Below are 14747 nucleotides of genomic sequence, written 5' to 3'. Positions count from 1 at the left end.
TCAACTCGCGGACTAAAAGTCCGCGTTACTGCGCCAGGAAGCTATACGGCCACTTTTCCCAGTCATCAACCAGCCCGGCTTTCACCGGATTGTCCAATACGTAGCGGATAATCCGGTCCAGCTCTCCTGGCCGCACCACGTGGTCGTAGCTCTCGGCCTGCCAGAAACTGCCGCTCCGGCCCAGCAACTGATTCGCCTGCTTGCTGGAATAGCCTTTTAGCGATTGTAGTGTTTTTACCAGCGACGGCGCTCCTTCGGACAGTTCTACTACCAGATGAGCGTGGTTGGGCATGATGCAGTAACATCGCAGGTGGTAGCCTTTTCCATCGGGATAATGCAGGGCCTGTGCCACGATGGCCGCAATTTCGAGCTGCCGCAGCCAGGTGGGACCGTAGCTACTGCCCGCCAGCAAATCATCGAAACGCCCGAAGTATTTCTTCCGCTCGGCATACTGCGCGACGGGGTCTGGCCCGCAGCTTTCCTGCAGCAATCGCGCTTCGGTCTGCAGCCGCTCCAGCACCTCCTGCGGCAGGCTACCCGCCAGCCGGAATGTAATGAAAATGAGTTCGCCCGGTGGCAGCCGGTGCGGCAGGTTGCGCTCATAATAAATCAGGTCGGACACCCTGCAATGTAGCGTGGACTTTTAGTCCGCGACCCACAAAGTCCCTCAAAACATCCTTTTCCACCGCTCTCACTCGCGGACTAAAAGTCCGCGCTACTTCCCATGACCATCCACACCCACGCCTACCGCGACCCCATCCTGACGCTCAACAACGTCTCCATCACCCTCAACAACGAGCAAATCCTGCGCGACATCAACGCCCAAGTCCTCGACGTGACCCGGCCCAACATGCGCCAGGGCCAGGTCGTGGGCTTCTACGGCCGCTCGGGCATCGGCAAGTCGGTGCTGTGCCGCATCATGGCAGGCCTCATCGCCCCCGGCACCGGCACAGTGGAAGTGGGCCTCGCCCAGCAGCCCGTGACGCCCGGCATGGTGGGCTTTGTGCAGCAGCGCTACCCCCTTTTCGAGCACCGCACCCTACACGACAACCTGCTGGTGGCTGCCCAGCGAAAGCACGCCCCCGCCGACGCCCGCCAGCACGTCGAGGCCTACCTCGAACGCTTCGGCCTGGCCCCGCACCGGCGCAAGTACCCGGCCCTGCTCTCGGGCGGACAGCGCCAGCGGGCGGCCATCGCCCAGCAGCTGCTCTGCTCCGACCACCTCATCCTGCTTGATGAGCCCTTCTCCGGCCTCGACGTGGCCATGATTGACGAAGTGAAACGCATCATCGTCGAAGTTACCACCATGGACGAGCTGAACACCGTCATCATCGTCTCGCACGACATCGTGACCACCACCGCCCTGGCCGACCGCCTCTGGCTGCTCGGCTACGAACACGACGCGGCCGGGGCCCTCGTGCCGGGCGCCACCATCAGCTCCCAGCACCAATACAACCTGGCCGAAATGGGCCTCGCCTGGCACGAAAACGTCGAAGCCGAACCCGAATTCGCCCAGTTCGTCGAGCACATCAAGCAGGAGATTAGGGGGAGTTAGGTAAGGTCGCGCACTTGCCAGTCGGGCGATAAACGATTGGGATGAAGATTGTATAAATGAAATTTCAAACCCCACTCATCCAATTTATTGGTTAGTTTCTGGTCGAGACCAGCTACTCGTTGCTTTCTACCTAACTGATAAATACCGTTTTCTGCGGGGTTAAGTGTTCCGACAGGTAACGCAGGTTCTACTAAAAGCAGGACCACCTCTATTGCTGGTTGTTGGCTCAAGCAGGCATATGGACCCAAGATTTCATCCTGCAAACGTTCGGCAATTAGCAGCCCAGCCAGGGTGCCAGCTGTTTTCTGCATTACCGTTCTAAACAACTCCGTATGTCGGGGCTCTTTTTTTCTAGAATCACTCAGTTCTTTACCTAACGCTTCCCGTTTGCGGTCATCTTTTACCTCAATGAACTGCAACCGTTCCGGCATGCCAGGCAGCCTACACACTATATCTATTCCCCGCACGTACTGCACGCCACCTTTCTCCATTACCCGCCTGTAGAAGCTAGCCGCATCACCCGTTACGGGGTTGACTGGCCGGTCATAAGGTACTGCCTGCCAACCCTCAGAAAACTCAATTTCCAAGTTTCGCTCAATTATCCTTAGCATGAGCTTAACTATTTTCTCGGGCAAAGATTTCTTCCAAGTCGTCGGCTTGGTCTAACTCAACTTCCAATGCCACTACATCGGGCAGATACTTAAAATCATCCCGCGTGACGACTACAGTAGGTTGTCCCTGTTCTGCATTTAAACCAAAATATTTTATGGGCAGCGCCTCCTCATCTACCTCCCGCGACAAGATATGAAATTCTTTTAACAGACTCATACTGTGAGTTGCCAAGATAATTTGAAATTTCTGACGTGCCAGTTCAGCAAGCACTTTTGCTAATTCGCGTAGTAGAGCCGGATTGAGATTCGCTTCTGGTTCATCCCAGAACAGCGTAGCATTTTTATTTAAGCTCCCAATGGCAAGTAGATGGCTGAGTGTCCCCAATTTGCGGAATCCTTCAGCTGCCAATCCAACCCGGAATCTCGCACCGTTTTTTGGGTAGAAATAAAACCGCCCATCCTCCGACTGTATTTCTCCCTGCATAATATCGGCCCATTTGCTAAGCACTGGCTTTGCAAATGCCGGTGGCGTTTTAGGCACCCGAATAGTCAGTTGTGTTGCCAAGTCAAGATAGGTGCTATCAAATACATCCGGATTATTTTTGCTAATACCCAGAATGTCGGGCATTAGTGATAAAATCTCTTTAGCCGGAATGAAGATGGGCGTAGCTGTTTCTTTGGCGGCAAACTGAAACGGCTGGTCAGGCCCTATACTGTTTAAAGGATGGTCAGAGTGTTTGATTCTGAAAGCAAATCGAGAATCGCCCTCCGTCCCAAACGATGCACTTACCTGCGCATCTTGTTCACCAGCATTATTTCGCACCAACTTATTCTGCGTGCCTGGCAGAAATACAGCAGACAAACGACTAGATAGCGCAATACTAACTGAAAGCTGGAAATCAGTGGGGTCGAATTCATCCTTAGGTTTGTTGCGCCTAATTTGTTCTGCGAAAGCAACCGTTTGGGCCACCGCATAACCAAGCTTCAGCACATGGCTTTTACCAGTACCGTTATTACCAACAATCACATTCAGTCCTGGCCCAAATTCAAAATCAACTTCGGCAAAGGCGGTGAAATTCTCAATATGAAGGCGTTCTAGCATAGCTCAAAACTACTGCTAATTGCCGTCTGCTCTCACTTTCCAACGCAAAAAAATGCCCACTGGTACCCTGCTCATCATCGACGACGAAGCGCGCTTGCGCCAGCTGCTGGCCCAGGTGCTGGAGCTGGAAGGCTACACCGTGCTGCAAGCCCCCGACGCCCACCGCGGCCTGGAGCTGCTCCAGCAACACGCCGCCGACATCCTGCTCGTGCTCTCCGACGTGAAGCTGCCCGATGCCAACGGCGTCGACCTGCTGCCCCGCTTCAAAGCCGCCGCCCCCGATGCCGAAGTGGTGCTGCTCACCGCCTTCGGCACCATCCCCGACGGCGTGAAGGCCATGAAGCTCGGCGCGTTCGACTACCTCACCAAGGGCGATTTTGAGCAGCAGCTGGTGGTGGTGGTCGACCGCGCCGCCGAAAAAGCCCGCCTCCGCCAGCGCGTGACGGAACTGGAGCGCCGCGTGGGCCAGCAGTACCGCTTCGAGTCCATGATTGGTCACTCGCCCGAGCTGCGGCGCGTGCAGCAGCTGGCCCGCCAGGTAGCGCCCACCGACAGCACCGTGCTGCTCGAAGGCCCCACTGGCAGCGGCAAAGAGCTATTTGCCCAGGCCATCCACCAGGCCAGCGGGCGGCAGGGCAAGGCCTTCGTGGCCGTCAATTGCAGCGCCTTCCCCAAGGATTTGCTCGAATCCGAGCTGTTTGGCTACAAGAAGGGCGCCTTCACCGGCGCGCTCTCCGACAAGAAGGGCCTGCTGGAAGAAGCCAACGGCGGCACCCTGTTTCTGGACGAAATCGGCGAGCTGGAGCTCAACGTGCAGGCCAAGTTCCTGCGCGTACTCGAAAGCCAGAGCTTCACCAAGCTCGGCGACACCAAGCCCACCAAGGTGAACGTGCGCCTGGTGGCCGCCACCAACCGCAACCTCAAGCAGGAAGCCGACGAAGGCCGCTTCCGCCCCGATTTGTACTACCGCCTCTCGGTGTTCGTCATCAACGTGCCTTCCCTCAAAGAGCGCCCCACCGACGTGCCGCCGCTGGCCAACTACTTCCTCCAGCACTTCGCCGCCCGCCTCGCCAAGCGCCTACCCGGCCTTTCGGACGAGGCGTTGGCCCTGCTGCAGCGCTACCCCTGGCCCGGTAATGTGCGCGAGCTGAAAAATGTGCTCGAGCGCGCCGCTATTCTGGCCCCGCCGGGCGAGCTGTTATCGGCTGATTTTCTACCCGATGAGTTCCATGCCCTGGGTCGCCCTGCGAAGCCCGGTGCCGACGCGGCCGACGACAGCATGCGGGCCGTGGAAGCCCGCCACATCAGCAAGCTGATGGGCGAGCTGGACGGCAACAAGCCGGACGTAGCTAAGCGCCTGGGAATTGGCCTCACCACGCTGTACCGGAAGCTGGAGGAATACGGATTGGGGTAGGGTGCGTTAACTGGCGCGAGTTTAGCGCAGCGTAACTCGTGCCGAAAATGACGGGGAGGCTGCGCCTCCCCTGCTGCGCCAGCGGCAATGTAGTACCGCGCCCACTGCGCCGTTCTGCTGCGAGGCACAGCCTCACCCGAACGGCAGGTACGAGTTACGGCTGCGCCTAAACTCACGCCAGTACTGCCTATTGCGCCGTTCTATTGCGAGGCACAGCCTCGCCCGAATGGCAGGCACGAGTTACGGCTGCGCCTAAACTCGCGCCAGGGCTACGGTCGCTTTGAGCTAGTCAAATCCAGCAGCAACTGGCAGAGAGCGGTTTCTTCGTAGGGCTTGGTGAGGCAGGCATTCATGCCAGCGGCCAGGTAGGCGGCGCGGTCGGCGGCGAAGGCATTGGCGGTGAGGGCGATGATGGGCAGGGTAGCGCGGGCCGGGTCGGGGTGCCGGCGGATGGCCTGGGTCACCTCCACCCCACTCAGGCCCGGCATGCGGATATCGAGCAGGGCCACATCGAAGGCATGCGCCTGCAGCTCGGCCAGGGCATCGAGGCCATTGCCCACGGCCCGCACCTGCACGCCCCAGTATTCGAGCACGACCACGACAATGCGCTGGTTTACCAGGTTGTCTTCGGCCAGCAGCACGCGCAGGCCGCGCAGGGCTTCGTAAGAATCATCGGGCGGGGCGGGGGCCAGCGGCACGGCCGGCTCCGGGGCGCGGGGCAGCACCAGCTGAAACGAGAACGTGGTGCCCACGCCGGGCGCACTGCACAGGCGCAGGGTACCACCCATCTGCTCCACCAGCTGCTGGCTGATGGCCAGGCCCAGGCCCGTGCCGCCGAAGCGCATGCTAGTTTCGGCACTGGCCTGGCTGAAGGCGTCGAAGATGTGGGCTTGCTCCCCAGGAGCGATGCCGATGCCGGTATCCGCCACCCAAAAGCGCAGCACGAGCTCCTGCGGCGTATCGTGGCGCACTTCGGCCCCCAGCCGAATATGGCCCTGCTCGGTGAACTTAATGGCGTTCGACAACAAGTTGAGCAGCACCTGGTGCAGGCGGTAAGCATCGCCCACCACCCGGAGCTCGGCCGAATGCGGCGGCTCAACGTGCAGAGTCAGCCCTTTTTGGGCGGCCAGAGTGGCCACCATCTGGCCGGCCCCCTGCATGGCCACGGCCACATCGAAAGGCTCGTGGTTGAGCTCCAGGTGGCGGGTGGTGATTTTGGCCATGTCCAGCACGTCGTTCACGAGGGCCAGCAGGTGCTGGCCGGCCTCCTGCATGGTGCCCAGGTAATCGAGCTGCGGCGCGGTGAGGGCCGTTTTGCGCAGGAGGGCGGCCATGCCCAGCATGCCGTTGAGGGGCGTCCGGATTTCGTGGCTCATGCGGGCCAGAAAGGCTTCCTTGCCGCGGGCATTTTCTTCGGCTTCCTGCTTGGCATGCTGCAGGGCGCGCTGGGCCAGCACGCCGAGCGTCACGTCGTAGCCAGAGGCCACCACGTAGGGCGAGTAGCCTTCCTCGGTCACCTTATAGGTGTAGTAGTTGAGGTAGCGCAACTCGCCGGCCTTGTTGCGGATGCTGACGACGCGGGGCTGCGGCAGGGCCGACTCGTAGCCGTCCAGATAGGCTTGCAGGGTGGCATGGTGTTCCGGGGTCAGGGCTTCGCGCAGGTGAAGGCCCACCAGCTGCACCGCCGGCATGCCCATGAGCCGCTCAATGGCCGGGTTAACGGAAAGGATTATGCCCTGCTGGTTGTGGGTACAAATCAGGGCCTGCGAGTAGTACACCAGGTCGTGGTACTGTTTTTCGCGGCGCTCCAGCTCCTGGCGGGCCTGCTTCATGGCCGTGATGTCGGTGCCGATGGTGAGGATATTGACCTGGCCATCGGCCCGGAGCATGGGCCGCTTGTGCATGTGAAAATGGAGTATTTCGCCCGAAAGCTGGGTGAAGGGCAGCTCTACCGTCAGGGATTGGTGCGTGTTCTGCACCTGCTGGTTCAGGGCGCGCACCAGGTCCCGCTCCTGCTGCACCACGGGGCTCGTGATTTCGGCATGCTGATGCTGGGCGCGTTGCACGGCTTCATCGTAGGCCTTGTTAAAAAACGATATCCGCCCTTCGGCATTCATCAGACAAATAACATTGGGCAGGGAGTCCACAATCTGCCGGATAAAATCCTGCTGCTCCTGCAACATGGCCTGCACCTCGTGCTGCAGCTTTTCAGCCTGGTAGCGCGCCGTAATGTCGATACCCGAACCCACTACCAGGCGCAGGGCCCCATCGGCCCCAAACACGGGCCGCAAGTGGCGCATTATCAGCTGGGGGCGCTGGTGGCGGCTGGTACGCATTTCCTCCCAGGTCACGTCCTCGCCGGTACGCACGGCCAGGTCGAAGTACTGGTTTCGCTGTTGGTGCAGGCCGGCGGGGTGCTGCTGGTGGTGAAGGGCAAAATATTCGTCGCTGGTGAGGCCGATGATTTGCCGACGCACCACCGGGTCGGCCACCGACGACGGATTGACGAACAGAAAGCGGTGATTGGCATCGAACACGGCCACGTCCACGGGCAGCAAGTCCAGGATGGACTCGTAGAACTCCTGCTGCCGGGCTATTTCCTGCTCGGCCTGCTTGCTGGCCGTGATGTCGCTGCCCGAGCCAATGACCAGCAGCATGCCATTGTGCCCCCGCACGGACCGGTAGCTCCGCTGCAAATACCGCGGTCCCGGGTAAGTTTCCTCCCAAGTTACCTCGGCCCCGGTGCGCAGGGCTTTGGTGAAGGCAGCCGCTCGCTGCTCGATGACGGCGGCCGGCAGCCCGCGCTGCACACCGGCCACCGTGCTGGTCTGGCCCAGCATCCAGGCGCGAACGGCAGGGTCGGGCTCCACCACCGGGTTGAGAAACAAGTAGCGGTGCTGGGCGTCGAACACGGCCATGGCCGTAGGTGTCTGCTCCAGAATGCTCTCGTAAAAGGTACGCTGCGCGGCCAGCTGCTGCTCGGCCAGGTGCCGGGCCGTGATGTCAGTGAGGTAGAGGGTAACCGTATCCTGGCCCGGCCCGGCCACGGCCCGGCACAGGTAGTGCTGCCCGGCCACTTCCAGGGCCTGCTGCTGCTGCGTGGGGGTGCGCAGCGCAGCCTGCACCAGCGCGTGCAGCTGCTGCTGGAAATCACCCTGCGTGCCGGCCGCCAGGGCTTGCAGCAGGGGTTGGGCAGCAGGGTTGGCATAAATCACCTCGCCGGTGGCCGTTAGGCGCAGGGTGGCGTTGGGGTTTTGCTGGGCAATGAAGGAAAGCGTCCGAATCTCGGCATCGCGCTGATGCCGCTTGGTCACGTCGCGGTAGCAAATCAGGCGGCCGGCGCACACGGTATCCAGCACCAGGTAGTCAAGCTCAACCACCCGCCCATCGGCCAGCCGGAACTCCTCCCGCAGCACGGTTTGCCCCGCCGCATGCAGGGCACGGGCCCGCGCCGCAAAGGCCGCGGCGTCGGCAAACGCATTACCGATAGCAACGGCCTCGTGCGGAATCGGCGGCTTGCCCTCCAGGGGACCGGCCACCGGCGGCAAGCCAAACATCTCCCAAAATGCCTGATTAACAAACTGAATCTGATTGGAGTGGTCCACCAGCACCAGGGCAGCCGGCAGGTGCTGCACCAGGGTCGTGAGCTGGGTGTGATAGTGCTGGGCGCTGACGGCCACGGCGGCCAGCTGTCTTTCCAGGGTAGCGGCCTGGGCCTGGGCGGTAGCCAGGGCAGTTTCGGCCTGCTCGCGGCGGGCACGCTCGGTAGCAACGAGTGCGGCCCAATCAATATCGGAGTGGGGAGCAGCGGGGAAGATGGCCATGGAAAGGAAAAGGTGGCATAAGGCCAGAGCCGCTGGTGGTAGCAGTGGCCCGGGCGGCGGCCCAAGATACGGCGATACGGCCGGGCGGGTGGCAAACAAGGCCCGCCGCTTGATTACGGTCCTGCCAGAGCCGCCGTCTGGGACCGACGTTATAGCTTTAACCGATTTACGGGCTCATCCGCCCTTTGTTCTCAATTTATTTGGGTGCCGAAACCGGCCGGCCACCTGGTCGGGGGCCGGGGCGGCATTCGTTGCGTCATGTCCCTCAAACTAAAAATCCGCCTCAGCGTCTTTCTGCTACTGCTGCTGCTGCTGGGGCTGGGCGGCTACGCCTTCCTCACCATCCGCTTTCTCGAAAACGGCGCGCACGGCATCGAGCAAGCTGATTTCAACACGGCCCGCTTTGCGGTGCTGGCATTTCTGGCGGCCGGCACGGCGGTGGGCATCACCATGATGGTGCGGCTGCCACGCATCGTGGTGCGCCCCCTGCACCGCCTCACCGCCGACATGGAGCGGGTGGCTGGCCCCGGCCCCGCCACCCGCGTGGCCGTGGGCAAGCGCGACGAGGTGGGCACCGTGGCCGCCGCCGTGAACCTGGTGCTGAGCCAGGCCCAGGACGAGCGCCGCGCCACCCTGGCCGAGCTCTTCACCGAGCGCAACCGCATGGAAAGCCTCGTGCGCAGCCTCGATGAGGGCCTGCTCCTCCTCGATGAGCGCGGCACCATTGTGCTGGCCAACCCCGTGGCCTGCGACCTGCTGGGCCTGCCGCAGTCGGAGCTGCTGGACCTGCCCGCCACCGCCGTGGCCGCCACCAACGAGCTGCTGCGCGACCTGCTGGTGCCCCTGGCCGAAGCCAACATGGCCGGCGATGAGACGCCCGACCCCGTGTTCATGTTTCCGCACAAGGGCGACGCGCCGCACTACCAGCTCAAAATAAGCCCCATTGAAACCGTGGACCAGGCCAGCCGACGCACCGCCGCCGGCCACATCCTGTGCCTGCGCAACGTGTCCGACTTTAAGAAGCTGGACGAGCTGAAATCCACCTTTTTGGCCACGATTTCGCACGAGCTGAAAACACCGCTGGCCAGCATCAAACTCAGCCTGATGCTGTTGCAGAACCCGCGCACCACCGATGCCGAGCGCCAGGTGCTGGCCACCGGCATCGGCGAGGAAACCCAGCGCCTGCTGAACATGGTGGGCCAGCTCATCGAAGTATCGCGCCTCGACGCGGGCGCGGGCATCAAGCTCAACGTGCAGCCCATGCACCTGGCCGACGTTATCCGCTACGCCACCCAAACGGTGCACCCGCAGCTGCACGACAAGCAGATTCGGCTCGACCTGCAGCTGCCCGAGGCCCTGCCCGAAGTGCACGGCGACGTGGAAAAAACCACCTGGGTGCTCATCAACCTGCTTTCCAACGCCATCCGCTACTCGCCCACGGCGGCCCCGCTCATCATCCGAGCCATGCAATGGGGCGAGATGGTGCGCGTGAGCGTGGAGGACCAGGGCCCCGGCATTGCGGCCGAGCACCACAAGCGCATCTTCCAGCGCTTTGCGGGCGTGCCGGGCCAGGGCGGGCACGGCAGCTCGGGGCTGGGCCTCAGCATTTCACGCGAGTTTATTGGGGCGCAGGGCGGGCAGCTGTGGGTGGAAAGCCAGCCGGCAGCGGGCAGCCGGTTTCTGTTTACGCTGCCGGTGGTGGGCTAAGGGGTTAAGGCTGGGTTGAGAGGCTAAACAGGGACGTCATGCCTCGGCTGCGCTCGGCATGACGCGTGCAGTAGTATTCCAATCACTAGGAAAAGAAATAGTGGCAGCACGCGTTATGCCTGTGCTGCGCTCGGCATAACGTCTCTATGGTACCATTTCCGGCCGTTTGCCGCCGGCATGCGTAAACCCAACCGTACCGGCGGCCCCGCGCCGCCTTTCCCTTTTTTAATATATGCTGACCCCCGCCCCCAAATTCACCGTTGAGCGCCTCACCTTCGCCACCCTCACCGAGCTGCCCAATACCTGGCAGAATTCAGATTACAAAGCCTTGTTGGTGAAGATGAACTACGACAATCCGGACGCCATCAGCGAAGCCGAATTGAAGGAAATGTGCCTCATGTCCTTCACCGATTTGGAGCCCCGCGAGGCGGCCGAAGTGGTGCTGGGCTACTTGTATCCGGAAGAGCTGAATGCCGGCCAGATTGAAAACCTGAGCCACCAGATGCTCACCGAGAAGCTCTGGGAAGAAAACCCCGAATTGCCGCTGCACAAGGGCTTTTACCAGGCCACGCAGCTGCTGCACGATGCATACAACGGCACCTTCCCGGCCACCAAGGCCGTGGAGTTCCAAGTGAAATGCACCGCCGAAAACCCCGCCGACCTGGCCCTATTTGCTGATGAGCCGGCCGCGCCGCTGGTGCGCCTGCTCGCGCCCGGCCTGCCAGCCAATGCGCTGATTAACCGCCTGTTCTCGTCGCAGGTGGAAGGCGACAAGTTCGAGGAAGCGAAATCGATGCTCTGGCAATTGAGCACGAAGGAAAAAACGGATAACTCCATCACCTTCGACGTAGTGAGCTCGGCCTACTGGCTGGAAGATTTCAAGTACGCCGACACCTACGAGACCACCACCCACGCCGACGCCGCCGTACCGGCCGAAGAATAGCCAGAACTTGCGTAGGCGAACAGCCGCAAAGCGGCGGCACATATTGCCGGAACAGGATGCCGCCGCTTTGCGGCTCTGTTCGGTTCTGCAATTCTTTACGACCAACGTGTCGCCGCTTCGCGGCTGGAAAAAATCGTCAACTGCGTAAGTCCTAACCCAGCAACCAGAAACTTTCGCATAAGCTGCCCTACATTGGCTCCTTTAGCTCGTGGCAGCCCCGCCGCGCACCCGGTATTTTATGAGATTCTTCACCCTACGACGAGTATTGGCACTGGTGCTGCTGCTGGCCGTGCTGGGCGCGGGACTGGCCGTGTGGCTGCGGGGCAGTGAATATGCCCGCCGCCTGGTGACCCAAAAAGTGCGGCAGGGCCTCACGCAAAATTCGGAGCTGGTGCTGGCTCCATTTCGGGTCGAGCTATCGCCCTGGCGCGATTTTCCGCACCTCACAGCCTCCATCCAGCACCTCGCCCTCACGGATACTTCGTTTCAAAAATCGGTGCCGGTGCTCAGCATCGGGCGCGCCGATTTGCGGGTGGAGCTGCTCAGCCTGCTGCGCGGCCGGGTCGATGTGGCGCGGGTCGAAATCAGCGACATTGATTTTCAGGAGCGGGTCGATTCGCTGGGCCGTGCCTGGGGCCTGCGCGGCAAGCGCCGCAAGGGCACCGGCGCCACGCCCACCCTCAACCTGAAGCTGGACGAGCTGTTGGTGAACAACTTCCGCTTCAGCTCGCACAACGGGTATTCGCGGGGGGCCTTTGGGGTGCAGGTGCGGCAGGCCAAACTAAAGGCGCGGCTGCGCGACGGAGTGCTGCGCGTGGGCGGCACCCTCGACGGCGAGCTGAGCTACCTGCGCACCCGTGCCGGCACCCTGTTTGAGCGCGAGCCCGTGATGGCCTGGGTGAACTACAAATACACCTTTGCCAACCGCCAGGGCCTCATTTACCACACCCGCGCCACCCTCAACGGCGACACCATTAGAGTGAGCGGCACCCACACTGTGGCCGCCGACCAGCCCACCGGCACCACGATGGCGCTGCGCTTCGTGGGCAATCAGCCCCTCGTGGACGTGCTGCACGCCGCCCTGCCGCCCCGCCTCGAGCCCTACCTCACCGGCACCACCAGCCCCAGCAAGGCCCACATTCACTACACCATCACGGGCCTGAGCGGGCCGAAGGTGACGCCGCGCAACGTACTCACCTTCAGCCTGCGCGGGGCCAGCCTGCAATGGCCCGAGCCCGCCCGCCACATCCGACGCTGGGATTTGATGGGCACCTACGATAATGGCCCGCAGCACAATATCCGCTCCACGGTGCTCACGCTGCGGCGCTGCCGGGTGTATTCGGCCGCCGGCCAGCTCGACGTAGCCCTCACCCTGCGCAACTTCCGCCGCCCCTTCCTGGACGGCCGCTTCCGGGGTCGCACCGAGCTCACCGAGCTGGCCGCCCTGCTGGCCTCCGACCGCTGGCAGGCCCGGGGCGGCACCGCCGATGTAGACGTGCGCCTGCGCGGCCTGCTTCCGCCCCGCGCCGACCGCCCCGCCCCTGCTGTGCCGCAGCGGCCGCTGTCGCTGCGCGGCACGGTTGCGCTGCACCAGGCCTCGCTGGTGCTGCCGGCGCGCGGGGCTGACATCTCGGGCCTGGATGTGCAGGTGGGCCTGCGCGACAGCCTCTGGCACCTGACCAATGCCTCCGGCGTGCTCAACGACATACGGTTTCAGGCTTCGGCCACCACGGTCAACCTGCTGGGCTACCTCAATGGCAAGCTGCCCACGGCCAGCATCAGCGGCCGGTTTGCCGTGGATGAGCTGCGGGTGCCCCAGCTGCGGGCCCTCATGCAGCCCGTGCCCCGCGCTGGCAGCGAGGACTTTGCGCCCACCAGCCTGCCCAAGCCCAGCCGCCGGCCGCGCGACAAGGCGCAGCTGGCCGCCACCCTGGGCAGCGCCCTTATTCCGCCGGGCCTGCTGCTCGATGTGAGCCTGCGCTGCCAGCGCCTGCTGCTGGCCACCGATACCCTGAGCAACCTGGCCGTGACCATCCGGCACGATGGCCAGCGGGTGCAGCTTCAGCACCTGGCGGGCCGCATGTGGGGCGGCGACGTGCGCGGCGACGTGCAGTGGCCCACCGACCCCGACAACCGTGTGGCCCCCGTGCAGTACCATGTGGGCGTGCACTTCGCGGCCATCAACTACTTGCAGTTTCTCACCCGCCTGAACCGCCCCACGCCCCGGCCGGCCCCCGACCGCGCCAGCCGCCGCAAGCCCGGCGGGGCCAGCCCGGCCCTGCGCGACCTGCTGCTGTCGGCCAACGGCCAGCTCACCCTCGAAATTGACCGGGTAGACCTGCCCGAGGATGAAAGCATGCGCCAGGTGAGCCTGCAGCTCGAAAAAAGCGGCCCCACGCTGCGCATGCCCTACCTGCGCTTCCTCACGCCCGAGGGCGGTCACGGCGAGGCTTCGGGCACGGCCCAGGTGGAGGGCCTGCACCTCACCGCCGCCGATACCGACCTGACCCTGCGCTACACCACCCTCGACGTGCAGCGCCTGCTGGGCCTCATTGCCAGCCTCACCGCGCATACCGATACGGTGCCCACCGCCCGCACCCTGGCCCGGGCCGAGCGCCGGGCCGAGCGCCGCGCCCAGCGGCAGCGCTTGCCCGGCAACCCCTCCCTGTTTTCCAACGGCGTGCTGAGCGCCGTGCTGCGCGTGGAGGCTGATAACGTGCACTATGGGGTGCTGAGCGGCGGCCGGTTCCGGCTGGTATCGCACCTGCTCGATGGCGAGGCCCGGCTCGACAACTGCTCCTTCGATGGCTTGCAGGGCCACCTCAGCCTGAGCGGCTACATGCGCAGCACCGCCAACCGGGCCCACCACCCCACCCAGCTACAGGTGCGCCTGGAAGACATTCAGCTGCCGGCCCTGTTTGCCACCGCTACCAGCATGGGCCTGAGCGTGTTGGGCGGCAGCAATATCCAGGGCAGCCTGCGGGGCATGGCCGACATCCACACCGACCTCGGCCCCACCTTTCTGCCCGCCCTGGCCCAAACCGCCGGCTACCTCAAAACCGACATCCGCGACCTGGAGCTCATCAACGTGGAAGCCCTGATGGAGGCCCTGAAATTCATGAAATCCGAGCGCACCGGCCACTTGTATTTCGAGCCCGTGCGGGCCGAGTTCGTGCTGGCGCAGGGCCAGGTCATCATCCCCGGCCTGCACCTGAACAGCAACCTGAGCAACCTCGAAGTGAGCGGGCACTACGGCCTGGAGGGGGCCACCAGCCTTTTCATCGGCCTCAAGCCCCTGCAAGCCCTGTTCGGCAACAACGGCAAGCGCGTGGAGCGTATCCAGAACGGGTCCAGGGTGAGCAAATCAACCGGCAAGCTCACCTACGTGAGCCTGCGCCGCACGGCCCCCGGTGAGAAGTACAAGGTGCGCCTGTTTCAGCGCGACGAGCACCGCAACGCCATGACCCGCCTGCAGGAGCAGTACCGCAGCTTCCTGCGCACCCAGCGCCTCGACACCACGGTGCAGATGCTGCGCTGAGGGGGCACCCGGTCTGACCGCCCTAAGCGGTCTGACCGGTTGTCGTTGTTTAC

At 63.0% G+C, this 14747-nt stretch carries 9 protein-coding genes; 5 read left to right on the top strand and 4 right to left on the bottom strand.

Going from position 1 to position 14747, the window contains the following annotated elements:
• Window positions 1-25 precede the first annotated feature (25 nt).
• On the bottom strand, window positions 26-622 hold the full coding sequence (locus tag KQ659_RS07540; RefSeq protein WP_216689344.1) for a transposase: 597 nt from the start codon (window positions 620-622) through the stop codon (window positions 26-28).
• A gap of 102 nt (window positions 623-724) precedes the next feature.
• On the opposite strand from KQ659_RS07540, the gene KQ659_RS07535 reads away from it, so the two are divergent.
• On the top strand, window positions 725-1555 hold the full coding sequence (locus KQ659_RS07535) for an ATP-binding cassette domain-containing protein (protein ID WP_216689345.1): 831 nt from the start codon (window positions 725-727) through the stop codon (window positions 1553-1555).
• Here the strand turns inward: KQ659_RS07535 and KQ659_RS07530 are convergent.
• Together KQ659_RS07530 and KQ659_RS07525 are read right to left on the bottom strand one after the other, a co-directional pair.
• Complete coding sequence (locus KQ659_RS07530) at window positions 1552-2142, bottom strand: hypothetical protein (RefSeq protein WP_216689346.1); 591 nt, start codon at window positions 2140-2142, stop codon at window positions 1552-1554. The genes KQ659_RS07535 and KQ659_RS07530 overlap by 4 nt on opposite strands.
• Before the next feature lie 28 nt (window positions 2143-2170).
• A complete protein-coding gene (locus KQ659_RS07525) occupies window positions 2171-3268 on the bottom strand; it encodes an AAA family ATPase (protein WP_216689347.1) in 1098 nt (365 codons plus the stop codon).
• A gap of 52 nt (window positions 3269-3320) precedes the next feature.
• On the opposite strand from KQ659_RS07525, the gene KQ659_RS07520 reads away from it, so the two are divergent.
• Window positions 3321-4682, top strand: coding sequence for a sigma-54-dependent transcriptional regulator (locus tag KQ659_RS07520; protein WP_216689348.1), 1362 nt, complete (start codon window positions 3321-3323; stop codon window positions 4680-4682).
• A gap of 269 nt (window positions 4683-4951) precedes the next feature.
• Here the strand turns inward: KQ659_RS07520 and KQ659_RS07515 are convergent, their stop codons facing one another.
• Window positions 4952-8506, bottom strand: coding sequence for a PAS domain S-box protein (locus KQ659_RS07515; RefSeq protein ID WP_216689349.1), 3555 nt, complete (start codon window positions 8504-8506; stop codon window positions 4952-4954).
• Window positions 8507-8764: 258 nt separating this feature from the next.
• On the opposite strand from KQ659_RS07515, the gene KQ659_RS07510 reads away from it, so the two are divergent.
• From KQ659_RS07510 to KQ659_RS07500, 3 genes are all read left to right on the top strand, one after another.
• On the top strand, window positions 8765-10213 hold the full coding sequence (locus tag KQ659_RS07510; RefSeq protein WP_216689350.1) for a sensor histidine kinase: 1449 nt from the start codon (window positions 8765-8767) through the stop codon (window positions 10211-10213).
• Window positions 10214-10445: 232 nt separating this feature from the next.
• Window positions 10446-11156 carry a hypothetical protein gene (locus KQ659_RS07505; RefSeq protein WP_216689351.1) on the top strand — a complete coding sequence of 237 codons (711 nt, stop codon included), beginning with the start codon at window positions 10446-10448 and terminating at the stop codon, window positions 11154-11156.
• A 238-nt stretch (window positions 11157-11394) separates the two neighbouring features.
• Window positions 11395-14694 carry an AsmA-like C-terminal region-containing protein gene (locus tag KQ659_RS07500; protein ID WP_216689352.1) on the top strand — a complete coding sequence of 1100 codons (3300 nt, stop codon included), beginning with the start codon at window positions 11395-11397 and terminating at the stop codon, window positions 14692-14694.
• Window positions 14695-14747 lie beyond the last annotated feature (53 nt).

This window comes from Hymenobacter siberiensis (genome assembly GCF_018967865.2).
Taxonomy (GTDB): domain Bacteria; phylum Bacteroidota; class Bacteroidia; order Cytophagales; family Hymenobacteraceae; genus Hymenobacter; species Hymenobacter siberiensis.
The sequence above is the reverse complement of the archived record's forward strand: the minus strand, read 5'-3'. Positions and strand labels throughout refer to the sequence as shown.